The following is a 22214-nucleotide window of genomic DNA, read 5'->3' on the forward strand; positions in this document are numbered from 1 at the left end:
TGCCTGTGTTGGCAAGGCAGGAATCAGTCTAATGAAACATGCCGCCGGAATGAGTTCGGCGGTTCATATATAAAAAAGGATTTGATAATGAGTGATGCACAACGGCCTGCAGACTTTGCCTATGCTTCCAGCGATCAATTTACGCACCGTAACTGGATGGGCAATGTTCCCATCATTGATGCATTGACCTTGGGCGAATTAGTGCTTCCCGGCGCGCATAATGCGGGGATGGACTTAGACGCCTGGTACCTTCCAGGGTTGGTTTCGAATTGGGTGGCTTGTCAGAATAATTCGTTTCTTGATCAATTGAATAATGGTGCCCGTGCGCTTGATCTAAGAATCGTGCAATTGCCGGGTGATAATTGTTTGTTTCAGCACAATTCGATCTTTTCCTCTCGGGCCCTGAGTTCATTGATCGAGGCGGTGAATGAATTCTTGAGTGCCAATCCGGACGAGTTCATTGTTCTGGATTTTCACGAAATGCGCGCGTCTGTTTCAGACTTCGATGCCGCTGAGTTTTCGAGGGTCATGAGCGCAGGACTGGGGGAACGTATGATTCCCGCCCGCAACAATCACCTGACATTGGGCCAACTGAAAAAAGCCAGCGCTGTGCAACGGTTGATGGTGTCGACTGAAGTGGATATTGATGGCGAAGGTTTCAATCCCAAAGTCCAGCATGAATGGTCGGGAATCGCGGTGACGACTCCCGACGAATTACACCGTTTCATTTCCGGGGTGATGCTGTCGCCACCCAGAAAGCGTTTGCCCTGGTCGCTATCCGCCACCTGCTACGCCGTACTTGGAGGTCCCGTCGACATTCAGGAAAAGTTGAACGAGTGGTTCGATCCTGCTCGAACGGATTGGGCATCGAAGTGCAGCATCATCAATGCCGACTTTTTCGAAGAGTCCAAACTGGTGCAGTACTGCCGGACGGCCAACGTGGTCAAGGCCTGGAGCAAGGTCAACACAACCACTCAATACGACCACTCAAATTAACCCGTGCCTCAGGCGTTATTGCGGTTCTTCTCTTCGATCCACTGGGACATGTACTGGGTGCTCTTGTGCTGATGATGGCGCAGCATGCCACCCATAAAGTTCGCTTGGCGCTGTTCAGTCAGGTGCTCGCGGCAGTGCTGCAAGCGGTTGATCAGCGCCGGCCCATGCACGTCCTGACGATAACGCCCGTTCAACACTTCGACGCCCGCGCTCTGCGCCTGCTGCCACAGGCTTTGGTCCTGGTACAGGCGCACCGCGGCGTCGGCCAGGCCTTGCGCGTTTTCGGCGATCGCGCCCGGCCAGGGCATGTCGCCAGCCATGGCTTCGGCACCGACCGGGGTGGTGACATTCGGTGTGCCACACAGCATGGCGTCGACAATCTTGCCCTTGATCCCGGCCCCGAAGCGCAGCGGCGCCAGGCAGATGCGCGCTGCCGACATCACCTGCAAGGCGTCCTCGGCCCAGTTCATGATGTGAAAACCCTGGGCAGCATTGTGCAGGGCCGTGGCCTTGGGCGGGGTGTAGGCGCCATAGATATGCAACTGGGCGCCGGGCAATTGCTGACGGATCAGCGGCCACACGGCGTTCTTCATCCATAGCACCGCATCCCAGTTTGGCGCGTGGCGGAAATTACCGATGCTCAGGAAGTGCGCGCGATCCTCAAAGGGTACGAAGTCTGCGCTCGGCGGATCGAGCATCAGCGGGCACCAGTGCAGGGCGCTGGCCGGCAGGCTGAAGTGTTCCAGCAGCAACTGAATCTCGACTTCCGAGATCATCAGGTTGAGGTCGCAGCGAAACAGCGCGGCGATTTCCCGGCGGGCCAGGTCGGTGTCCGCCATCAGTGCGAACTCTTGCGCCAGGGCCGGGGCGAACAGTGAACTGAAGTCGTCCTGGTCATCGCTGGCCTTGAGCCGGTCTTTCAAGCGCTGATGGCGGGCATGCCGCAGGCTTTGCAGGTCCGAGGTTTCCAGCACGCGCACGGCGTCCGGGCAATGTTTCTCCACGCGCCAGCCGAACTGCTCCTCCATCATGAACTGGTCGAACAGCACGATGTCCGGCGCCAGTTCGCTGACGAAGCGGTCGAAACTGCTGTTGTTGAGCTCGATGGCGCATTCGCGAATGCCCATCGCCTGCAGGTCGGCCTTGTGCTCGCCGGGTCCGGCGGGGCTGCTGAAGGTGATGTCCCAGCCGGCCTTGAGGAACGTCTCGAGTATCTGCATGACATGCCCGCTGGCGGCGGACGAGCGCGGCTCGGGCCAGACGTAACCAATGACCAGGACCCTGGTTGCGCGAGACTGACTCATGAGCGGTATTTCCTTGAAACGACGGGGGGCGGCGGGCGAAGCGCGCTATTAAACCACAGGCCGCGGCCGCTCGATCAAGGCGTTGCCAGGATGCTCCTGACCTTGTCGCGCAATTGATCGATGGAGAACGGCTTGCCAATCACGTGCATTCCGTCAGGTACATCGATGGTCTCGGCATAACCGCTGGCGAACAGGATTGGCAGGGCCGGGCGCAGTGCGCGGGCCTGGTTGGCGAGCTCTTTGCCATCGATGTCCGGCAGGCCGACATCGGTCATCATCAAGTCGATCGTTTTGTCGGGGTCGCGCAGTATCGCCAATGCCGCTTCACCGTCGTCGGCTTCCAGTGCCTGGAATTCAAGTTCTTCCAGCACATCGACGATCAGCATGCGCACGATGTCATCGTCTTCGACTACAAGGAGAGTGGGATTGGCGTTAGACATAATGTGAGATCTCGACATGGGTGAGCGCAGGCGGGCAAAAAAATGACCCTAATGCCGCCCCTGTAGGAGCAGCATTAAAAACACAGTCCTTTTCATCAGTAAGTTGCAGGTCCCGACAAGTTCCCCAGGCGGTAAAAAAAGACCTTTGATGCAGTTCCCGACAGGATACCCGTAGCGCTGCAGGAATGGAGGGTAATGTAGGAAAATGCTGGCTAAGCTGTCAGAAAATTGCATGTCGAGCGCAATTTTGCGGCAGACTCCTTCATTTATGCCCGTTCACCAAGGTCTGCAAATGAACCCTTCAGCATCCGTCGATGAGCAAAGCTTCCGCAAACTCCTGAGTCGCAACATTGGCTTACCCTTGGCGGTGGGCGCGCTCAGCGTGGTGTTTTTCGTGGCGCTGATCACCTATTTGATGTCGACCATCCAATGGGTCGAGCACACCGACCGGGTGATCAATAATGCTAATGAAGCGGTGAAACTGACCGTGGACCTGGAAACCGGCATGCGCGGCTATCTGCTGACCGGCGACGAGCATTTTCTCGACCCCTACGAAATTGCCCGCCCGCGCATCATCGTCTCGCTCAAGACCCTGCAGGAGCTGACTGCCGACAACCCGGTGCAGGTCGACCGCCTGCGCCGGCTCGAAGCCATGCAGGAGCAATGGAACAGCTACGCCCAGGAAATGATCGAGTTGCAGCGCAGCAGTGGCGATTACCGCTCCGAGGTGCGCAACGGCCGAGGCAAGCGCCTGACCGATGAAATCCGCAAGCAGTACGAAGATGTCATCGACATGGAGCAGCAGTTACGCACCGCGCGCAATGAAGAGGTGCGACGCACCACGCTCTGGAGCATTTCCCTGTACGTGCTGTTCATCATCGCGATCAGTGGTTTGCTGGCCTACATCGGTCGTCGCGACTTGCTCAGCCTGTCCGCCAGTTACGCTGCCAACCTGGCGGCCCAGCAAAAGAGCGCGCGACGCCTGGAGCAGCAAGCCTGGTTGCGCAGCGGCCAGACCCAACTGGCGGAGCAGGTGCTCGGCCAGCTGTCGCTGAATCTGTTGGGGCGCAATATCCTGCAGTTCTGCGGGCAATACATGGGCACTGCGGTCGCCGCGGTCTACGTGCGCGAAGACCACGGCGGCCTCAGTCGAGTGGCGACCTATGGCTTGTCGCACGAACAGGAAACGCATGAGCAGGCGCTCTACAACGGCGAAGGCATTGCCGGGCAAGCGGTCCAACAGGGACGAATCATTCGTCTGGACGAGCTGCCGCAGGACTACTTCAAAGTCAGTTCCGGGCTCGGAGACGGCCTGCCGCGCAGTGTGCTGGTGGTGCCCACCCGCGATGACGGGCGAGTCAACGGGGTGATCGAACTGGGGTTCCTGCGTCCCCTGGAAGAGCGCGACATCGAGTTGGTGGAGTTGATTGCCGGCAACATCGGCACCTCGATCGAGGCCGCGCGCTACCGCCAGCGCCTGCAGGAAGTGTTGGCCGAGACCCAGCAGCTCAACGAAGAGTTGCAGGTGCAACAGGAAGAGCTCAAGACCGCCAACGAAGAGCTGGAAGAGCAATCGCGGATTCTCAAGGAGTCCCAGGCCCATCTGGAAACCCAGCAGGTGGAGTTGGAGCAGACCAACGAACAACTCGCCGAGCAGGCCGAAACCCTGGCCGAGCAGCGCGACGCCATGGACCTGAAAAATACCGAGCTCAACCAGGCGCAGATTCAGCTTGAAGAGCGTGCGCAGGAGCTGCAGCGCTCCAGCAAGTACAAATCCGAATTCCTCGCCAACATGTCCCACGAACTGCGCACGCCGCTCAACAGTTCGCTGATCCTGGCCAAGTTGCTGGCCGAGAACCCCCAGGAAAACCTCAGCGCCGAACAAGTGAAGTTCGCCGAGTCGATCTACTCGGCCGGCAACGACTTGCTCAACCTGATCAACGACATTCTCGACATTTCCAAGGTCGAAGCCGGCAAGTTGGAGGTACGCCCGGAAAACACCAGCGTCGCGCGCCTTGTAGATGGTTTGCGCGGGATGTTCGAACCCCTGGCTGCCGACAAGCACCTGGCGTTCACCGTGCAGGTGCAGGCGGACGCACCGTCCTTCCTGTTCACTGATCGCCAACGCCTGGAGCAGGTCCTGAAAAACCTGCTGTCCAACGCCATCAAATTCACCGACCAGGGCACCGTCAGCCTGGTGGTCAGCGCCCAGCGTGGCGGCGGCATTGCCTTCGCTGTACGAGATTCGGGAATTGGCATTGCCCGCGATCAGCACGAAAGTATTTTCGAAGCCTTCCGCCAGGCCGATGGCACCACCAACCGTCGCTTCGGCGGCACCGGCCTGGGGCTGTCGATTTCCCGTGACCTGGCGACCTTGCTCGGGGGCACCATTACGGTCAGCAGCGAGCCGGGGCAGGGCAGTCTGTTCACCCTGGTGCTGCCTGAAGAGTTCGCTGAAAACGCCGAGGCGCCGGTGGCGCCGTTGATCAACGAGCCACTGCCCCTGCTGCCCGTGGCACGACCGCCCGCGCCGGCTGAAGTGAAGATTGCGCGTTTTGCCGATGACCGTGACCTGGCGCCGTTCAACAGCCGCTGCATCCTGGTGGTGGAGGACGAAGCCAATTTCGCGCACATCCTCTACGACCTGGCCCATGAACTGGGCTACCAATGCCTGGTGGCCCATGGCGCCGACGAAGGTTACGACCTGGCCAGCCAGTTCCTGCCCGACGCCATTCTGCTGGACATGCGCCTGCCGGACCACTCCGGACTGACCGTGCTGCAGCGCCTCAAGGAACATCCCGAGACCCGGCATATCCCGGTGCATGTAATCTCGGTCGAGGACCGTGTCGAAGCGGCCATGCACATGGGCGCCATCGGTTATGCCGTGAAGCCGACCACCCGCGAGGAACTCAAGGATGTGTTTGCGCGCCTGGAAGCCAAGCTGACGCAGAAGGTCAAGCGTGTGTTGCTGGTCGAGGATGATGACCTGCAACGCGACAGCATTGCCCGGCTGATTGGCGACGATGACATCGAAATCACTGCCGTCGGCCTGGCCCAGGAGGCCCTGGAGCTGCTGCGCGAGAACATTTACGACTGCATGATTATCGACCTCAAGCTGCCGGACATGCTCGGCAACGACCTGCTCAAGCGCATGTCCTGCGAGGAAATCTGCTCGTTCCCGCCGGTGATCGTCTACACCGGACGCAACCTGACCCGGGATGAGGAGGCGGAGCTGCGCAAGTATTCGCGCTCGATCATCATCAAGGGCGCACGTTCGCCGGAGCGATTGCTCGATGAAGTGACATTATTTCTGCACAAAGTCGAATCGCGGTTGTCCCATGAGCGCCAACGCATGCTCAAGACCGCTCGCAGCCGCGACAAAGTCTTTGAGGGGCGCAAGGTGCTGCTGGTGGACGACGATGTGCGCAACATCTTCGCCCTCACCAGCGCCCTGGAGCACAAGGGCGCGATCGTGGTCATTGGGCGTAACGGTCATGAGGCGATCGACAGACTTAATGAGGTCGAGGACATCGACCTGGTACTGATGGACGTGATGATGCCGGAGATGGACGGTTTTGAAGCGACGGTGGAGATCCGCAAGGATCCGCGCTGGCGCAAACTGCCGATCATCGCCGTGACCGCCAAGGCCATGAAGGACGATCAGGAGCGCTGCTTGCAGGCCGGAGCCAACGATTACCTGGCCAAGCCGATTGACCTGGACCGGTTGTTCTCGCTGATTCGCGTGTGGCTGCCGAAGATGGAAAGAATTTAGTGGAACGCGATACCGACATTGAACTGCGGCTGTTGATCGAGGCGATTTACCTCAAGTACAGCTATGACTTTCGCGATTACTCTGGCGCTTCGATCAAGCGCCGGGTCAATCACGCCTTGAATCAGTTCGAGTGCAAGACCATCTCCGCGTTGCAGGAACGGGTGTTGCACGACCCCCGGGCGTTCATGCAGCTGCTGCAGTTGCTGACGATTCCGGTCAGCGAGATGTTTCGCGATCCCTCGCACTTCCTCGCGATTCGCCAGGAAGTGGTGCCGTTGCTCAGGACCTGGCCCTCGATCAAGATCTGGATCGCTGGCTGCAGCACGGGCGAGGAGGTGTATTCGATGGCGATTCTGTTGCGCGAGGAAGGCCTGCTCGAACGCACTATCATCTATGCCACCGACATCAACCCGCGCTCGCTGGAAAAGGCCAAGCAGGGGATCTTCTCCCTGGAGAATATTCGCGCTTATACCCGTAACTATCAGCAGGCCGGTGGGCAGTGCTCATTCTCCGACTACTACACGGCGGCCTACGACTACGCGATTTTTGACAAGAGCCTGCGCGACAACGTGACCTTTGCCGATCACAGCCTGGCGACGGACAGCGTATTCTCAGAAACTCAATTAATCTCATGCCGTAATGTGTTGATTTATTTCAATAAAAAATTACAGGATCGAGCCTTTGGGCTGTTCCATGAGTCGCTCTGCCACCGCGGCTTCCTGGTCCTGGGCAGCAAGGAAACACCGGACTTCTCGGCCTACGGCAAGCGGTTCGAGCCCTTGGTCAAACACGAACGGATCTACCGCAAATCATGACGACACAGCCGCCAGGCCCGCGCATCGAGGCCATTGTGATCGGCGCCTCCGCCGGTGGCGTGGAAGCCTTGCTGAGTATTTTCAGCGCCCTGCGGGCGGGTTTTCGCTTGCCGATCATTGTGGTCCTGCACCTGCCGGAGCAGCGCAACAGCCAATTGGCGGACGTCATGGCCAGGCGCGTACCGATGCCGGTGATCGAGGCGGGCGACAAGATGCCGATCGAGGCGGGCACCCTGTATCTGGCGACTCCGGGCTATCACCTGTCGGTGGAGTTGGACCGCAGCCTGTCGTTGAGCCTGGAAGAGCGCCTGCACTATTCGCGGCCGGCCATCGATTACCTCTTCGAATCGGCGGCCGATGCCTATGGCGCCGGGTTGCTGGCGGTGCTGCTGACCGGGGCCAACCACGATGGCGCCCGGGGGTTGGCACAGATCAAGCACCTGGGCGGCATCACTGTGGTCCAGGACCCGGACGAAGCCCAGGTCTCGACCATGCCTGACGCGGCGCTGGCCTTGCACGATCCCGATCATATTCTCCCTTTGCACGGCATTGGCCGTCTGCTTGTCGAGCTGGAACGAACCTCATGCTAAGTACTGTCCAGGCCAAACTACTGATTGTCGACGACCTGCCGGAAAACCTGCTGGCCCTCGAGGCGTTGATCAAGCGTGAGGATCGTGAGGTTCACAAGGCTTTATCCGCCGACCAGGCCCTGTCGTTATTGCTGCAACACGAGTTCGCCCTGGCGATCCTCGATGTGCAGATGCCGGGCATGAACGGCTTCGAGCTGGCCGAGTTGATGCGCGGCACGGAAAAGACCAAGAACATTCCCATCGTCTTCGTCAGCGCCGCCGGCCGCGAAATGAATTACGCCTTCAAGGGGTATGAGAGCGGGGCCGTGGACTTCCTGCACAAACCCCTGGATATCCACGCGGTGAAGAGCAAGGTCAACGTGTTCGTCGACCTGTATCGCCAGCGCACCGCGATCAAACTGCAGGTCGAAGCCCTCGAGCACAGCCGCCGTGAGCAGGAGGCCTTGCTCAAGCAGTTGCAGGCCACCCAGGGCGAACTGGAGCAGGCAGTACGGATGCGCGATGACTTCATGTCGATTGTCGCCCATGAGCTGCGTACGCCCTTGAACGGGCTGATCCTGGAAACCCAGCTGCGCAAGATGCACCTGGCCCGGGACAATGCCGCGGCCTTCACCCTGGACAAGATGCACGCGATGGTCGATCGCGATGAACGGCAGATCAAGAGCCTGATCCGCCTGATCGAAGACATGCTCGACGTGTCGCGGATCCGCACCGGCAAGCTGTCGATCCGCACCAGCCATTTCGACCTGGTGAAGCTGGTGGGCGATCTGTTGCACAACTTCGCCGCTCAGGTCGGAGCGGCCGAGGCGTCCGTGAGTTTCACGGGTGAGCAGCCGGTGGAGGGCGACTGGGACGAGTTCCGTATCGAGCAGGTGGTGTCCAACCTGTTGACCAATGCGCTGCGCTATGGCGGCAAGAGCTTGATCGAGGTGCGGGTCTATGCCCGGGACGGCCAAGCCTTTATCGAGGTTCAGGACCGTGGCATCGGCATCAGCGAGGAGAACCAGCAGCGCATTTTCCAGCAGTTCGAACGCGTCAGCGCCAAGACCGTGGTCGCCGGCCTTGGCCTGGGGTTGTTCATTTCCGAGCAGATTGTCGCCGCCCATGGCGGCGCAATCAGCGTCGAAAGTGCAATCAACCAGGGCGCATTATTCCGCGTGCGCCTGCCCCTGCAGGACTGTACGGAAAATTAAACGCAACCTCTGCATGACCGCATGGTCGTAATATCAGCTATTGACCGAACAAAGGCTTCCCATGAGTGATGATGCACGAGATGTCGTATTGATCGTCGAGGATGATCCATCGATCCTGATGGTCCTCAGCGCCTATCTGAGCGGCGAGGGTTACCGCGTCCTGGAGGCGGAGAACGCCGAGCAGGCGTTTGCGATTCTCGCCACCAAACCCAATCTGGACATGATGATCACCGACTTCCGCCTGCCCGGTGGAGTCAACGGAGTGCAGATTGCCGAGCCGGCGGTGAAGTTGCGCCCGGAACTGAAGGTGATCTTCATCAGCGGCTATGCCCAGGAAGTGCGCGAGACCGACAGTCCGATCACCCGCAAGGCGCCGATTCTCGACAAGCCGTTCGACCTCGACGAACTGCAGGATCTGATGCAGGACATGCTCTCCTGAGCCTCACGCGCTGATCATCTCGCGCACCTTGGCCGTCAGCAGGTCGAAGGTGAACGGCTTGGTGATCAGTTGCATCCCCGGATCGAGAAACCCGCCGCGTACTGCGGCGTGTTCGGCATAGCCGGTGATAAACAGGACTTTCAGATCAGGCCGGTACTGGCGGCCAATTTCCGCCAGTTGCCGGCCGTTCATGCCGGGCAGGCCGACATCGCTGATCAGCAGGTCGATGCGTTGTTCGGAGTCGAGGATCGGCAGCGCGCTGTCGGCATCCCCGGCCTCGACAAAGGCATAACCCAGTTCGCTCAAGACCGCACTGACCAGCACCCGCACCGCCGGATCGTCTTCGACAATCAACACGGTTTCGCCCGCTTCGGCGTTTGGCGCGTGCAGGGCCGTGGGCTGCGGCGGCTGGTCCAGATCGCCGCTGTAACGCGGCAGGTAGAGGTTGACCGTGGTGCCGACGCCGACCTCGCTGTCGATGGTCACATGTCCGCCGGACTGCTTGCTGAAGCCGTAGATCATTGAGAGTCCCAGGCCGGTGCCCTGGCCAATCGGCTTGGTGGTGAAGAACGGGTCGAAGGCCCGGCTGATGGTGCCCGCCGGCATGCCGCAGCCGTCGTCAACCACGCTCAGGACCACGTAGTCACCCGGTTGCAGATTGCCGTGGGCTTCGCTGAAGGCGTTGTCCAGGTATCGATTGAGCGTTCGCACGGTCAAGGTGCCGCCGTCGGGCATGGCGTCACGGGCATTGAGCACCAGGTTGAGCAGTGCGCTTTCCAGTTGATTGGCATCGGCCTCGGCCACCCATAGCGCCTCGCTCAGTTGCATATTGAGTCGGATGCGCTCATCGATGCTGCGCGTCAACAATTCGGACATCGACTGCACAAGGCTGTTGATGATCACGGGCCTGGAGTCCAATGACTGGCGCCGGGAGAACGCCAGCAGGCGATGGGTGAGGGCGGCGGCACGGTTGGCGGAGGTCACGCCGAGGTCGATCAGCCCGTCGAGATCCTCGGTACGCCCCCGGGCCAGGCGCCGGCGCAGCAGCTCCAGACTGCCGATGATACCGGTGAGCATGTTGTTGAAGTCGTGGGCGATACCGCCGGTGAGTTGGCCGACCGCTTCCATCTTCTGCGACTGGCGCAGGGCTTCTTCATTGTGCCGCAGCTGCGCGGTGCGCTCCTCGACTTGCTGTTCGAGGGTATCGAGGGCCTCCTTGAGGCGCAGTTCACTCTGGTACAGGTCGATCAGCCGGTCTCGGGCCTCGTATTGGCGGCGGCGGCCACGCAGGGCGGTGGTCACCAGGCTGATCAGGGTCACCGGATGAAACGGCCGTTCGAGGAAGGTGATGTTGCCCAGTTGCGGGCCGAAGCGCGAGATGGGATTGTGCTCGCTGCCGCCGTGGTGCGTCAGCAGCACGATCGGCAGGTCGGACCAGGTCGGTTGTTGGTCGATCAGGTCAAGCAAGGGACTGATGTCGACATTGAGCAGGGCCTCGGAAGCGATCAGCAACAGGCCGGCGCCTTTTTCCAGTTCATCGCACAGCGCGCTCAAGCCCGGAGTGATCAGGCCGTCATAGCCGGCCTGGTTGAGCAGGCGCAGGGCAATCTGGCTGTCCCGCCCCAGTGGCGCGAGGATCAGGGCACGCTCGGCCAGCACCTTGGACGCACTCAATGATCGATATCCATCAGTAGCGGGGCGTTGGCGCCAAGGTAGGTCGGCACGCCACGCAGCACGCCCTGGAACGCATCCAGCGGTTCGCCGATGGTCATGCCGCTACGGCTGATGCGGTATTCACGAATGGTCGACTCATGGGCGCCGGTGCGTTTCTTGATGATCGAGATCGCCCGGCGTACCTTGCCCAGGGCTTCGAAGTAGCGCAGCAGGATCACTGTGTCGGCCAGGTAAGTGATGTCCACCGGGGCCTGCATGTCGCCAACCAGGCCGTGTTGGGCCACGGTCATGTAGGTCGCTGCGCCCTTGCGGTTGAGATACAGCAACAATTCATGCATGTGCAGCACCAGAGCGTTTTCCTCGGGCATCGCCGCCTGGTAGCCGTTGAGGCTGTCAATGACTACGGTCTCGATTCCATGCTCGTCGACGCAGCGTCGGACCCGGTGGGAGAACTCGCCGGGAGTCAGTTCTGCGGCGTCGACCTGTTCGATGATCAGGTCGCCGGTGTCCTGCAACGCCTGCAAATCGATGCCCAGGTGGCGCATGCGCTCGTACAGCAGGCCCAGTTCTTCATCGAAAATAAACAGTGCGGCCTTTTCGCCCCGGGCAACCGCGGCGCTGGCGAAAATCATCGAAATCAGCGATTTGCCGGTGCCGGCCGGCCCCAGGATCAGGCTGCTGGAACCGGTCTCGATACCGCCACCCAGCAGCGCGTCCATTTGCGCAATACCGCTGCTCAACTGCCGGCGGGTATAGGTGCCGCGATGCTCGGCGGCCACCAGGCGCGGGAATACCTTGACTCCGCCTTCGACGATGGTGAAGTCATGGAAGCCGCCACGGTACTTCTGACCCCGGTACTTGACTATCCGCACCCGTCGGCGTTCGGCGCCGTAGCTGGGGGTCAGTTCCTCCAGACGAATGACGCCGTGGGCGACGCTGTGCACGGTCTTATCGTTCGACTCGGTGGTCAGGTCATCCAGCAGCAGGACGGTGGCGTCGTAGCGCACAAAGTAGTGCTTGATCGCCAGGATCTGCCGGCGATAGCGCAGGGAACTCTGGGCCAGCAGACGGATTTCCGAGAGGCTGTCGAGCACCACTCGGGTCGGTTTGATCCGTTCCACCTCTTCGAAAATCTGCTTGGTCGATTCACCCAACTCCAGGTCGGAGGAGTGCAGCAACGATTGATGCTGCTCGGTGTCGAGCAGGTTTTCCGGCGGCGTCAGCTCGAACACATGGATGTTTTCATCCAGATCCCAGCCATGTGATTTCGCACCCTGGCGCAACTCACGCTCGGTTTCCGACAGGGTGATGTACAACGTGCGTTCACCGGCGCGGGCGCCAGCCATCAGGAACTGCAAGGCCACCGTGGTTTTACCGGTACCGGGTTCGCCTTCGAGCAGGAACATGTGCCCTCGGGACAGGCCGCCAGCGAGGATATCGTCGAGGCCCTCGATACCGATTTCGGCTTTGACACTCAGCAACTCATTGGATGTAGACAAAAAACGCCCTCTCATGGCTAGGGAAGTGCTACAGCCTGACAAACAGGCTGACATTTCACTGGACCTCGGGGCGCGGCAAACAGTTCAACTCGGCCGAGCATTCGCCGCAGGCCCCGACCTGATGATCATAGACCCTGCTGTAATGCCGGGTCGTCGGGGTTCATCTGTTCCAACTGAGCCAGCAGCACCTGGACGTTCTGCAGTTGCCCGCTCTCTTTCCAGTAGTTGATCAGCAGCACTCGGGCCTTGCGGTCGGCGGGATGGCGCTGGACGATCTCCTGCAACTGTTTTTGGGCCGCTTCCAGTTCCTCGGCGGCGTGCAGGGTGGTTGCCAGGTCGTAGCGGTAGACCCGATTGTCCGGTTCGAGCTCCACCGCCTTGGACAGGCCGAGCAGGGCGAATTCTTCCTGGTCGTGATGCAGCAGCCAGAGGCCGAGGGCGTGTTGCAGGTAGGCGGAATTCGGTTGCTCTTGCAGTTGTTTGGCGAGCAATTGCTGGGCGGCATCGGTTTGCCCGAGCTTGTCCAGCACCTCGATCTGCATCACCAACGCCGGCAGGTTGCCCGGATCCAGTTGCAGGGTCGCATCGAGCGCCGCCTGGGCTTCCTTGAGCTGGGCATTGTGCAGGTGCAGGCGCGCCAGCTGGTATTGGTTGTGGGCCGTGGCGGGCTGCGCTTGCAAGGTTTTTTCGTATTCATCGATAACCTGTTCCAGCGGGCCGAAGTACAGGCCCAGGTCATCCGGCGACAGGCCGAGCAGGGCCTCGGAAGCGCTGAAGCGCACGGCTTGCTCGTCGTCGTCGAGCAACGGGCCGAGCAGCAGGCTGCGCTGGCCGCTGGGGACCAGGCCGACGATGCTGTGGATGGCGGCCTGGCGTACTGCGACCGAGGGGTGATGCAAGTCGGCGTCCGCCAGTTTCAGTGCCTGCGGGCTCGGGTAGTTGGGCAGTTCGGCGTGCAGCCAGAGGCGGCGTTTGTCGGAGATGTCCGGGCGCGCCAATTGCTGGTAGAGCACCCGCGCCGCGCCAGGCTTGCCATTGCGCGCCTGCTCCAAGGCTTCGCTGTAGCCGCGCTTGATCGCTTCCGGGATCTGCGGTGTGGCGCTGCGTAGGGAATACCACGCGATGGCGATGGCCAGCACGGTGAGCAGGCTGATAAACAGGTAGCGGCGCGGCTTGGACATTCGAAGGATCCGGGAACGGGCGGGCCAGACAGGGTTGCCAGCTTCGGTCAGTGTGGGGGTTGAGTCAAATTTCGATAGGGCTGCTTCAGGGTGCAACTATCCATTCCTGCAGTAGGGCGAGCCTGACTGTGGGAATGGATAGGTCCACCGTGAAAATGCCATCGCTGCCAGCCCACCTACAATCCCAACTCCGACAAGCCCGGATGATCATCCGGACGCCGGCCCAGGGGCCAGTGGTATTTGCGCTCGCTCTCCTTGATTGGCATGTCGTTGATGCAAGCGAAGCGGCGAGCCATCAGGCCGTTTTCGTCGAATTCCCAGTTCTCGTTGCCGTAGGAGCGGAACCAGTTGCCCGAGTCGTCGTGCCATTCGTAGGCGTAGCGCACGGCGATGCGGTTGTCGGTGAAAGCCCAGAGTTCCTTGATCAGCCGATAATCCAGTTCCCTGGCCCATTTGCGTGTCAGGAAGGCCTTGGCTTCTTCGCGGTTGTGGGCGAATTCGGCGCGGTTGCGCCACTGGGTGTCGAGGGTATAGGCCAGCGATACCCGCTGCGGATCGCGGGAGTTCCAGCCGTCTTCGGCCAGGCGGATTTTTTCGATGGCCGACTCACGGGTGAACGGCGGCAGGGGTGGACGAACTTCGGCAGATGACATGTGATATCTCCCAGTGACAGTGAGTGTTGCTACGACAAGCAGGGGGTTACAGATCCAACAACGTACGCGCCACCGATTGCGCATCGTCGGCGGCGTCAGGGTTACCCGTTATCAGGGCAACGGTAATCGCGCCATCGATCAGGATCAGCAACTGGCGAGCCAGTGCCTGCGGGTCCTGTACGCCATGTTCGGTGCAAAGCTTGAGCACAAAGTCGAACAGTTTCTGTTTATGTTGCCTGGCCACCTGGCGCACGGGATCCTCGGGATCACCGGTCTCGCCGCTGGTGTTGATAAAGGCGCAGCCGCGAAAGCCGTCGCTGGCAAACCAGTCCTTGAGTACTTCGAACAGGCCGAGCAAGCGCTCGCCCGAGGTCGGCGCCAGTTCCACCTGGCTGGTAAACCAGTTCATCCAGCGCAGGTCGCGGCGTTGCAGGGCGGCGACGATCAACTCGTCCTTGTTGGCGAAGTAGCGGTAGATGCTTTTTCTGGAGACGCCGGCGGTTTTCACCAGAAGATCCATGCCCGTGGCGGCGATGCCACTCTTGTAGATCAACTTTTCGGTGACATCCAGAATAATGTCGCGTGTGTCAGTGCTGGTTATCTGATTCATGTTTTCTACAGTAGAACGATCGTTCTCCTTGGTCAAGCGTGGATTCGAAATGTCCATTTGCGCGGACATGGTGTAAGCTCCGGGGCTCTTCGGATTCGACCCATTTGCGAGCCCTATGCCGTTGCTTTTCAAACGTTCCCTGCTGCCAAAACTGCGCAGTTTCCCGCTGTCTGCCGATGGCGTGAGCATTCTGTCCGGCGCCGCCGAGTTCCGTCGCTGCCTGCTGGAGAAGATCGCCCAGGCGACCCGGCGCATCTATATCGTCGCGCTGTACCTGCAGCAGGACGAAGCCGGCCAGGAAATCCTCGATGCCCTGCACGCCGCCAAGGCCGCGCGTCCCGAGTTGGACATCGTGGTGGTGGTCGACTGGTTGCGCGCCCAGCGCGGCCTGATCGGTGCCGGCAAGCAGCCGGGCAACTCGGCCTGGTATCAGCAAATGACCCGCGACCACGCCAGCGAAGTGCCGATCTACGGTGTGCCGGTGCAGACCCGCGAACTGTTCGGCGTGTTGCACCTCAAGGGTTTCGTGATCGATGACAGCGTGCTCTACAGCGGCGCCAGCCTGAACAACGTGTACCTGCACAAGTTCGACAAGTACCGCTTCGACCGCTATCACTTGCTGCACAACGAGGCGCTGGCCGACTCCATGCAGCACCTGGTGCAGCACGGCCTGGTCGCCTCCAAGGCGGTGCATCGCCTCGACCTGCCGAACCTGCCGACCACCCGCAGCCTGCGCAACGACATCGGCGATTTGCGCAGCCGCCTCAAGTACGCGGCCTACGACACCAGCCAGGGCCGGGTCGACAAGACTGGATTGTCGGTCAGCCCGCTGCTCGGTGTCGGCAAGAACAACCCGTTGAACCGAGTGATCTGCGAACTGATTGCCAGTGCCCAGAAGCAACTGACGATCTGCACCCCGTACTTCAACCTGCCATTGCCGATCACCCGCGAAATCAACCGCGCGCTGGCCCGTGGGGTCAAGGTCGATATCGTGGTCGGCGACAAGACCGCCAACGACTTCTACATTCCGCCGAGCGAGCCGTTTCGGGTCATCGCGGCGTTGCCGTACCTTTATGAGATCAGCCTGCGGCGCTTCGCCAAGCGCCATCAGAAGGTAATCGACAGCGGCCTGCTGAACCTGCATCTGTGGCGCGACGGCGACAACACCTATCACCTCAAGGGCATGTGGGTCGATGCGCGCTACACCCTGTTGACTGGCAACAATCTCAATCCGCGAGCGTTCCGCCTGGACCTGGAAAACGCCTTGCTGATCGACGATCCAAAAGGCGAATTACTGACGCCGCGCAGCGCCGAGTTGACGGAGATTTTCCGCCATACCAACCGCATCGAACGTTACCAGCAACTGGAAAGCCTGGTGGATTACCCGCCGGCCGTGGGCAAGTTTCTGCGTCGGGTCAGTCGGGTACGGATCGAGCGTCTGCTCTATCGCATCCTCTAGGGTTCAGCGCGCTGCCCGGCTCGGCCACAGCGCCACCAGTACCAGCAGGACGGCCGCGCACAGGTAGGGCAGGCGCGGCTCGATGGCGTAGACCAAAGTCCCGGCCAGCGGCCCGATGACCACGCCAAAACCCTGAGCGGCGCCGATGCTGCCGGCCGTGGCGCCTTGCTCGGAGGCCTCCACGGCATTCGCGGCAAGCGCGGCGAAAGACGGGAAGACCCAGCCCATACCCGCTGCCGAGACAAAAAAGCACAACCACAATCCCCAGGCGGTGTCGGCCAGCATGCTGCCGGCATAACCGCAGGCGGCGATCAGCGCACCGATGCGGATCAGCCGCTGCGGCGTCCAGTCCAGTCGGCGCACCAGCAATTGCGCGCAGATCAGCGCCACCCCGACCATGGTCAAGGCGATGCCGGCGGTTTGCGCCGCTTCTGCCGGAGCCATGCCCAGGCGATCGATGGCGTAGAAGCCGACGGTGATCTGCGCAATCGACACACAAAGCATGGCGACAAAGGCTACTGCCATCGGCCGGCGCAGGCGCGGATCGCTCAGCCGAACGCTGCGCGGTGTCTGCTTGAGGTGCAGTTCCTGTCCCTTGAGTTTGAAGCGCAGCACCAGGAACGCCAGCAACGGCAAAATCGCCATGGCATAGAACGGCAGGCTCAGGCTGTAACGGGAGAGCAGGGCAGCGATGGCCGGGCCGATCACCAGGCCGCAGGCGTTGGCCGCCCCTAGCGCCGCCATGGCGGAGGCGCGGCGCTGCGGTTCGATGTTGTCGGCGATCAACGCATTGCAGCCCACCGGAATCGCGGCGTAGAACACCCCGATAATCCCGCGTCCGAGCATGATCCCGATAAACCCCAGCAACGCCGACGGCAGTACCTGCAATGAGACGTCGATGAACAGACAGAGGGCCCAGTAAGCGAGGGTGAAGCCTGCGGTGCCGAGCAGCAGGATATGCCGGCGTCCACGGCGATCACTGGCCTGGCCCCAGGGCCGAGCAAGGAGCATCCACAACACCCCGGACACCGTCACTGCAGCCCCGGCCTGCCAGGTCGGCATGCCCAGGATCCGGGAGATCGGGCCGATCATCGAGACAAACGCCATCATCGCCATGGTGCAGGCCATGTTGGCGATGAGGAGCGGGCGCAGGTCGAAGGTGTGGAGGGTGGTGGCGGGTGTCGTCATGACAAAAATCTTCCTTGGAGCTCAAACAAGCCCCTGTGGGCAGCGCTTGTGGGCGCAATTAGATGCCTCGGAGCTTGCAGGGCCCTGTGGGAGCCAGCCTGCTGGCGATGAAGCTGATGGCCTCATCGCGAGCAAGCTCGCGCCGACAAGGGGGAGTGGCGTTCAGCTCTTAGATCACCACACCCTGGCTACGCAGGTAATCATCATAGGTGCCGCTGAAGTCGGTCACGCCGCTAGGGGTCAACTCGATGATTCGAGTGGCCAGGGACGATACGAACTCGCGGTCGTGGCTGACGAAGATCAGCGTGCCCGGGTAGTTTTCCAGCGCCAGGTTCAGCGCTTCGATGGATTCCATGTCCAGGTGGTTGGTGGGTTCGTCCATCACCAGCACGTTCGGCTTTTGCAGGATCAGCTTGCCGAACAGCATGCGACCTTGCTCACCACCGGAGATGACTTTGACCGACTTGAGGATCTCGTCGTTGGAGAACAGCATCCGGCCGAGGGTGCCGCGCACCAGTTGCTCGCCGCCCTGGGTCCAGCGACCCATCCAGTCGAACAGGCTCGATTCGTCTTCGAAGTCCGAGGCGTGGTCCTGGGCGTAGTAGCCGATTTCCGCAGCGTCGGTCCACTTCACGGTGCCAGCGTCCGGGCTCAGCTCGTTGACCAGGGTGCGCAGCAGGGTGGTCTTGCCGATACCGTTCGGGCCGATGATCGCCACGCGCTCGCCGGCTTCAACTTGGAAGCTGAAGTCCTTGAACAGCGTCTTGCCATCGAAACCTTTGGCCATGTTCTCGACCATCACGGCCTGGCGGTGCAGCTTCTTGGTTTGTTCGAAACGGATGAACGGGCTCACGCGGCTCGACGGCTTGACTTCGGCCAGTTGGATCTTGTCGATCGCCTTGGCGCGGGAGGTCGCTTGCTTGGCTTTCGAGGCGTTGGCCGAGAAGCGGCTGACGAACGATTGCAGTTCGGAGATCTGTGCCTTCTTCTTGGCGTTGTCCGACAGCAGTTGCTCGCGGGACTGGGTCGCGACGGTCATGTACTCGTCGTAGTTGCCCGGGAACAGGCGCAGCTCGCCGTAGTCCAGGTCGGCCATGTGGGTGCAGACGCTGTTCAGGAAGTGACGGTCGTGAGAGATGATGATCATCAGGCTCGAACGCTGGGTCAGCACGTTTTCCAGCCAGCGGATGGTGTTGATGTCCAGGTGGTTGGTCGGTTCGTCGAGCAGCAGCACTTCCGGATCGGAGAACAGCGCCTGGGCCAGCAGCACCCGCAGTTTCCAGCCTGGCGAAACTTCGCTCATCGGGCCGAAGTGTTGCTCGATACCGATACCCAGGCCCAGCAACAGCTCACCGGCACGGGATTCGGCGGTGTAGCCGTCCATTTCGGCGAACTCGGTTTCCAGCTCGGCCACGGCCATGCCGTCGTCTTCGGTCATTTCCGGCAGCGAGTAGATACGGTCGCGCTCGGCCTTGACCTTCCACAGCTCTTCGTGACCCATGATCACGGTGTCGATCACGCTGAATTCTTCGTAGGCGAACTGGTCCTGGCGCAATTTACCCAGGCGCACGTTCGGCTCGAGCATCACCTGGCCGCCGGAGGGATCGAGGTCGCCGCCGAGGATTTTCATGAAGGTCGACTTGCCGCAACCGTTGGCGCCGATCAGGCCGTAGCGGTTACCTGCGCCAAACTTGACCGAAACGTTCTCGAACAACGGCTTGGCGCCGAACTGCATGGTGATATTTGCTGTGGAGATCAATTACTTTACCTATCAATAGCTTAGGGTGCGCTTGGCTGGAGCCGGAACCGGGCTCGGGTCGTTCCAGCGCGCATGAGACGACAGCCGCATCGGCACGCCTTGGCCGTGAAGCTGGGAAATGAATGCGGGGTTGATGCCGGACATGAGGACTATTGTCGCATAGGTGTGACAACAGTTGTATGGCGGTCTGCAGCCCAACCCATGATTGAGCCCGCAAAACCCCACGAATGAGCTATACCCAAGGTCCCCCAACGCACTTCTTCCAATTCTGGAGGTCGGCAATGAAACCCTGTATCCCTCTCGCAACACTGTTGATCGCGGCAACTCTGGTTGGCTGCAGTAGTTCATCGAAACAATCCATGAGTCTGCCGCTGGCAGCCACCCACAACAATCCCGGACATATCGCCAATACCACCTTGACCGGCGTCGGCAATCAAACCAACTTCGACTTTTACATCACCGGCGTACCCGAGGGCACGCTGTTGCCCCCGCGCATTTATACCTTCATCAATAAAGGCGGCTGCCAGCAACCCGGGGCGACGGCCTTTGCCATGAACGACAAGGTCAATACCCAAAGTGCTGCCGGTACTAACGGCTGGACTTTTTATCGCAGTGCGCCTATTGCGCTGTCGGAGTTGATCTCCGGCAAGTATGCGGTGGTGGTGCGTACAGCCCCTGAAGACGGCAATCTGGATATTTTCTGCGGCGATGTGGCACACGCCACGCGATGACGCTGCCGTAGTCGCCGGCGATTGATTGCATGCAAATCTGTAATGACAACGTGCGACCAATCATCGCAATCGTCATTGGATTTTCAGCTCGGCACTAGACTCCTTCTGCGCCTGACCAGTACAGGGTCTTATCTGTACGCAGTACTTGGGCTATCGACTCGGTGGTCATTGCATCAAGGGTTGTGCCGTTGTGCACTCATCACCCGGTTGCCAACACCATGAAACACTGAGGAATCCTGGTATGGAACAGCTATCGGATCGTTTCAGGTTGTCTGTTGTATTCGCGGCACTGATGACACTCAGCGGACTGTCCCACGGGGCACAAACCGCCAAACCCAATATTCTGTTTATTGTCTCCGACGACACCGGCTATGGCGATCTCGGCCCCTATGGCGGCGGGGTCGGACGCGGCATGCCAACCCCGAGCATCGACGAACTGGCGGCAGAAGGGGTGACCTTCTTTTCGTTCTACGCCCAGCCCAGCTGTACCCCCGGCCGGGCAGCCATGCAAACCGGGCGGATACCCAATCGCAGCGGCATGACCACCGTGGCCTTCCAGGGCCAGGGCGGTGGTTTGCCGGCCGCCGAGTGGACCCTGGCTTCGGTGCTCAAGACCGGTGGCTACGAGACCTATTTCACCGGCAAGTGGCACCTGGGTGAAGCCGACTACGCGTTGCCCAATGCCCAGGGTTACGACGTGATGAAGTACGTCGGTCTGTATCACCTCAACGCCTACACCTACGCCGACCCGACCTGGTTCCCCGACATGGACCCGGAGACCCGGGCGATGTTCCAGCGGGTGACCCAGGGCGCGTTGTCCGGCAAAGCGGGGGAGAAGGCGGTCGAAGAGTTCAAGGTCAACGGCCAGTATGTCGACACGCCAGTGGTCGACGGCAAGCCCGGGGTGGTGGGGATTCCGTTCTTTGACAACTATGTCGAAAAAGCCGCACTGGAATTTCTCGACACGGCGGCCAAGTCAGACAAACCGTTCTTCATCAACGTCAACTTCATGAAAGTCCACCAACCGAACATGCCCGCTCCGGAGTTCGTCCACAAGTCGATGTCCAAATCCAAATACGCCGACTCGGTGGTGGAACTGGATACCCACATCGGCCGGATCATGGCCAAGCTCAAGGCACTGGGCCTGGATAAAAACACCCTGGTGGTCTACACCACCGACAACGGCGCCTGGCAGGACGTTTACCCGGACGCCGGCTACACCCCGTTCCGCGGCACCAAGGGCACGGTGCGCGAGGGCGGCAACCGGGTGCCGGCGATTGCCGTGTGGCCGGACAAGATCAAGCCGGACACGAAAAACCACGAGATCCTCGGTGGCCTGGACCTGATGGCAACCTTCGCCTCGGTGGCCGGGGTGAAACTGCCGGAGAAGGATCGCGAGGGGCAGCCGATCATCTTCGACAGCTATGACATGACTCCCGTGCTGACGGGCAGCGGTCCGTCGCCGCGCAAGGAGTGGTTCTACTTCACCGAGAACGAGTTGACGCCAGGGGCGGCGCGGGTGGGCAACTACAAGGCGGTGTTCAACCTGCGCGGTGACGACGGCGCGCAAACCGGTGGCCTGGCGGTGGATTCGAACCTCGGCTGGAAAGGCGCGGCAAAATACGTCGCCACCGTGCCGCAAGTCTTCGACCTGTGGCAGGACCCGCAAGAGCGCTACGACCTGTTCATGAACAACTTCACCGAGCGCACCTGGACCATGGTGCCGATCAGCCAGGCGATCGGCAAACTGATGCAGACCTACCTCAAGTACCCGCCGCGCAAACTGCAGAGCATGGGGTATGACGGGCCGATCGAACTGTCGCAGTACCAGAAATTCCAATGGGTACGCGAAGTGCTGCAAAAAGAAGGGGTCAACCTGCCGCTGCCGGTCGGCAACTGAGTCCAGCCACT

18 protein-coding genes and 1 pseudogene are annotated in these 22214 nt (G+C 60.7%); 9 read left to right on the forward strand and 10 right to left on the reverse strand.

Annotation, left to right across the window (positions count from 1 at the left end; genetic code table 11):
• Positions 1 to 87: 87 nt before the first annotated feature.
• Positions 88 to 996, forward strand: a complete 909-nt coding sequence (locus tag NR126_RS12515) for a phospholipase (protein WP_105754620.1) — start codon at positions 88 to 90, stop codon at positions 994 to 996.
• A gap of 8 nt (positions 997 to 1004) precedes the next feature.
• Here the strand turns inward: NR126_RS12515 and NR126_RS12520 are convergent, their stop codons facing one another.
• On the reverse strand, positions 1005 to 2300 hold the full coding sequence (locus tag NR126_RS12520; RefSeq protein WP_256830335.1) for a glycosyltransferase: 1296 nt from the start codon (positions 2298 to 2300) through the stop codon (positions 1005 to 1007).
• 74 nt (positions 2301 to 2374) lie between these two features.
• Positions 2375 to 2740, reverse strand: a complete 366-nt coding sequence (locus NR126_RS12525; RefSeq protein WP_256830336.1) for a response regulator — start codon at positions 2738 to 2740, stop codon at positions 2375 to 2377.
• Positions 2741 to 3032: 292 nt separating this feature from the next.
• Between NR126_RS12525 and NR126_RS12530 the strand changes: the two genes are divergently transcribed.
• From NR126_RS12530 to NR126_RS12550, 5 genes are all read left to right on the forward strand, one after another.
• A complete protein-coding gene (locus NR126_RS12530) occupies positions 3033 to 6512 on the forward strand; it encodes a response regulator (RefSeq protein ID WP_027616302.1) in 3480 nt (1159 codons plus the stop codon).
• On the forward strand, positions 6512 to 7327 hold the full coding sequence (locus tag NR126_RS12535; RefSeq protein WP_105754617.1) for a protein-glutamate O-methyltransferase CheR: 816 nt from the start codon (positions 6512 to 6514) through the stop codon (positions 7325 to 7327). Before NR126_RS12530 ends, NR126_RS12535 begins: the two co-directional genes overlap by 1 nt.
• Positions 7324 to 7917 (forward strand): chemotaxis protein CheB, encoded by a 594-nt coding sequence (locus tag NR126_RS12540; RefSeq protein WP_027616304.1) that lies wholly within the window; start codon positions 7324 to 7326, stop codon positions 7915 to 7917. The genes NR126_RS12535 and NR126_RS12540 overlap by 4 nt, the downstream gene beginning before the upstream one ends.
• Positions 7911 to 9110, forward strand: a complete 1200-nt coding sequence (locus NR126_RS12545; RefSeq protein WP_027616305.1) for a hybrid sensor histidine kinase/response regulator — start codon at positions 7911 to 7913, stop codon at positions 9108 to 9110. Before NR126_RS12540 ends, NR126_RS12545 begins: the two co-directional genes overlap by 7 nt.
• Positions 9111 to 9171: 61 nt before the next feature.
• Complete coding sequence (locus tag NR126_RS12550) at positions 9172 to 9549, forward strand: response regulator (protein ID WP_105754616.1); 378 nt, start codon at positions 9172 to 9174, stop codon at positions 9547 to 9549.
• Between the two features lie 3 nt (positions 9550 to 9552).
• On the opposite strand, the gene NR126_RS12555 is transcribed toward NR126_RS12550, so the two are convergent.
• The 5 genes from NR126_RS12555 to NR126_RS12575 form a co-directional block, all read right to left on the reverse strand.
• Positions 9553 to 11223, reverse strand: coding sequence for an ATP-binding protein (locus NR126_RS12555; RefSeq protein WP_256830339.1), 1671 nt, complete (start codon positions 11221 to 11223; stop codon positions 9553 to 9555).
• Positions 11220 to 12722 (reverse strand): ATPase domain-containing protein, encoded by a 1503-nt coding sequence (locus NR126_RS12560; RefSeq protein ID WP_027616308.1) that lies wholly within the window; start codon positions 12720 to 12722, stop codon positions 11220 to 11222. Before NR126_RS12560 ends, NR126_RS12555 begins: the two co-directional genes overlap by 4 nt.
• Before the next feature lie 125 nt (positions 12723 to 12847).
• Positions 12848 to 13903, reverse strand: a complete 1056-nt coding sequence (locus NR126_RS12565) for a tetratricopeptide repeat protein (protein ID WP_256830340.1) — start codon at positions 13901 to 13903, stop codon at positions 12848 to 12850.
• A 176-nt stretch (positions 13904 to 14079) separates the two neighbouring features.
• A complete protein-coding gene (locus tag NR126_RS12570) occupies positions 14080 to 14556 on the reverse strand; it encodes a nuclear transport factor 2 family protein (RefSeq protein ID WP_105754612.1) in 477 nt (158 codons plus the stop codon).
• Between the two features lie 46 nt (positions 14557 to 14602).
• Complete coding sequence (locus NR126_RS12575; protein WP_105754643.1) at positions 14603 to 15166, reverse strand: TetR/AcrR family transcriptional regulator; 564 nt, start codon at positions 15164 to 15166, stop codon at positions 14603 to 14605.
• Positions 15167 to 15281: 115 nt separating this feature from the next.
• On the opposite strand from NR126_RS12575, the gene pssA reads away from it, so the two are divergent.
• Complete coding sequence (gene pssA, locus NR126_RS12580) at positions 15282 to 16625, forward strand: CDP-diacylglycerol--serine O-phosphatidyltransferase (protein ID WP_027616312.1); 1344 nt, start codon at positions 15282 to 15284, stop codon at positions 16623 to 16625.
• Between the two features lie 3 nt (positions 16626 to 16628).
• On the opposite strand, the gene NR126_RS12585 is transcribed toward pssA, so the two are convergent.
• The 3 genes and pseudogenes from NR126_RS12585 to NR126_RS12595 all read right to left on the reverse strand — a co-directional run.
• The gene (locus NR126_RS12585) at positions 16629 to 17813 is read right to left on the reverse strand and encodes an MFS transporter (protein WP_256830341.1); all 1185 of its coding nucleotides are present in this window, start codon (positions 17811 to 17813) and stop codon (positions 16629 to 16631) included.
• A 169-nt stretch (positions 17814 to 17982) separates the two neighbouring features.
• The gene (locus NR126_RS12590) at positions 17983 to 19572 is read right to left on the reverse strand and encodes an ABC-F family ATPase (RefSeq protein ID WP_081786275.1); all 1590 of its coding nucleotides are present in this window, start codon (positions 19570 to 19572) and stop codon (positions 17983 to 17985) included.
• A gap of 51 nt (positions 19573 to 19623) precedes the next feature.
• Positions 19624 to 19773 (reverse strand): annotated as a pseudogene (locus NR126_RS12595) (site-specific integrase); the annotation flags it as partial.
• 80 nt (positions 19774 to 19853) lie between these two features.
• Between NR126_RS12595 and NR126_RS12600 the strand changes: the two are divergent.
• Positions 19854 to 20303 carry a hypothetical protein gene (locus NR126_RS12600; protein ID WP_027616315.1) on the forward strand — a complete coding sequence of 150 codons (450 nt, stop codon included), beginning with the start codon at positions 19854 to 19856 and terminating at the stop codon, positions 20301 to 20303.
• A 241-nt stretch (positions 20304 to 20544) separates the two neighbouring features.
• Positions 20545 to 22203 carry an arylsulfatase gene (locus NR126_RS12605; protein WP_027616316.1) on the forward strand — a complete coding sequence of 553 codons (1659 nt, stop codon included), beginning with the start codon at positions 20545 to 20547 and terminating at the stop codon, positions 22201 to 22203.
• Positions 22204 to 22214 lie beyond the last annotated feature (11 nt).

The sequence above is a fragment of the Pseudomonas sp. Pse1 genome (assembly GCF_024519635.1).
GTDB lineage: Bacteria > Pseudomonadota > Gammaproteobacteria > Pseudomonadales > Pseudomonadaceae > Aquipseudomonas.

Bases quoted from the DNA above. Each gene is read 5' to 3' on its own strand.
- NR126_RS12520 (WP_256830335.1), bottom strand. From the start codon at position 2,300: ATGAGTCAGTCTCGCGCAACCAGGGTCCTGGTCATTGGTTACGTCTGG.
- NR126_RS12545 (WP_027616305.1), top strand. From the start codon at position 7,911: ATGCTAAGTACTGTCCAGGCCAAACTACTGATTGTCGACGACCTGCCG.
- NR126_RS12530 (WP_027616302.1), top strand. From the start codon at position 3,033: ATGAACCCTTCAGCATCCGTCGATGAGCAAAGCTTCCGCAAACTCCTG.
- NR126_RS12565 (WP_256830340.1), bottom strand. From the start codon at position 13,903: ATGTCCAAGCCGCGCCGCTACCTGTTTATCAGCCTGCTCACCGTGCTG.
- NR126_RS12525 (WP_256830336.1), bottom strand. From the start codon at position 2,740: ATGTCTAACGCCAATCCCACTCTCCTTGTAGTCGAAGACGATGACATC.
- NR126_RS12605 (WP_027616316.1), top strand. From the start codon at position 20,545: ATGGAACAGCTATCGGATCGTTTCAGGTTGTCTGTTGTATTCGCGGCA.
- NR126_RS12585 (WP_256830341.1), bottom strand. From the start codon at position 17,813: ATGACGACACCCGCCACCACCCTCCACACCTTCGACCTGCGCCCGCTC.
- NR126_RS12575 (WP_105754643.1), bottom strand. From the start codon at position 15,166: ATGAATCAGATAACCAGCACTGACACACGCGACATTATTCTGGATGTC.
- pssA (WP_027616312.1), top strand. From the start codon at position 15,282: ATGCCGTTGCTTTTCAAACGTTCCCTGCTGCCAAAACTGCGCAGTTTC.
- NR126_RS12540 (WP_027616304.1), top strand. From the start codon at position 7,324: ATGACGACACAGCCGCCAGGCCCGCGCATCGAGGCCATTGTGATCGGC.
- NR126_RS12570 (WP_105754612.1), bottom strand. From the start codon at position 14,556: ATGTCATCTGCCGAAGTTCGTCCACCCCTGCCGCCGTTCACCCGTGAG.
- NR126_RS12550 (WP_105754616.1), top strand. From the start codon at position 9,172: ATGAGTGATGATGCACGAGATGTCGTATTGATCGTCGAGGATGATCCA.
- NR126_RS12515 (WP_105754620.1), top strand. From the start codon at position 88: ATGAGTGATGCACAACGGCCTGCAGACTTTGCCTATGCTTCCAGCGAT.
- NR126_RS12600 (WP_027616315.1), top strand. From the start codon at position 19,854: ATGAAACCCTGTATCCCTCTCGCAACACTGTTGATCGCGGCAACTCTG.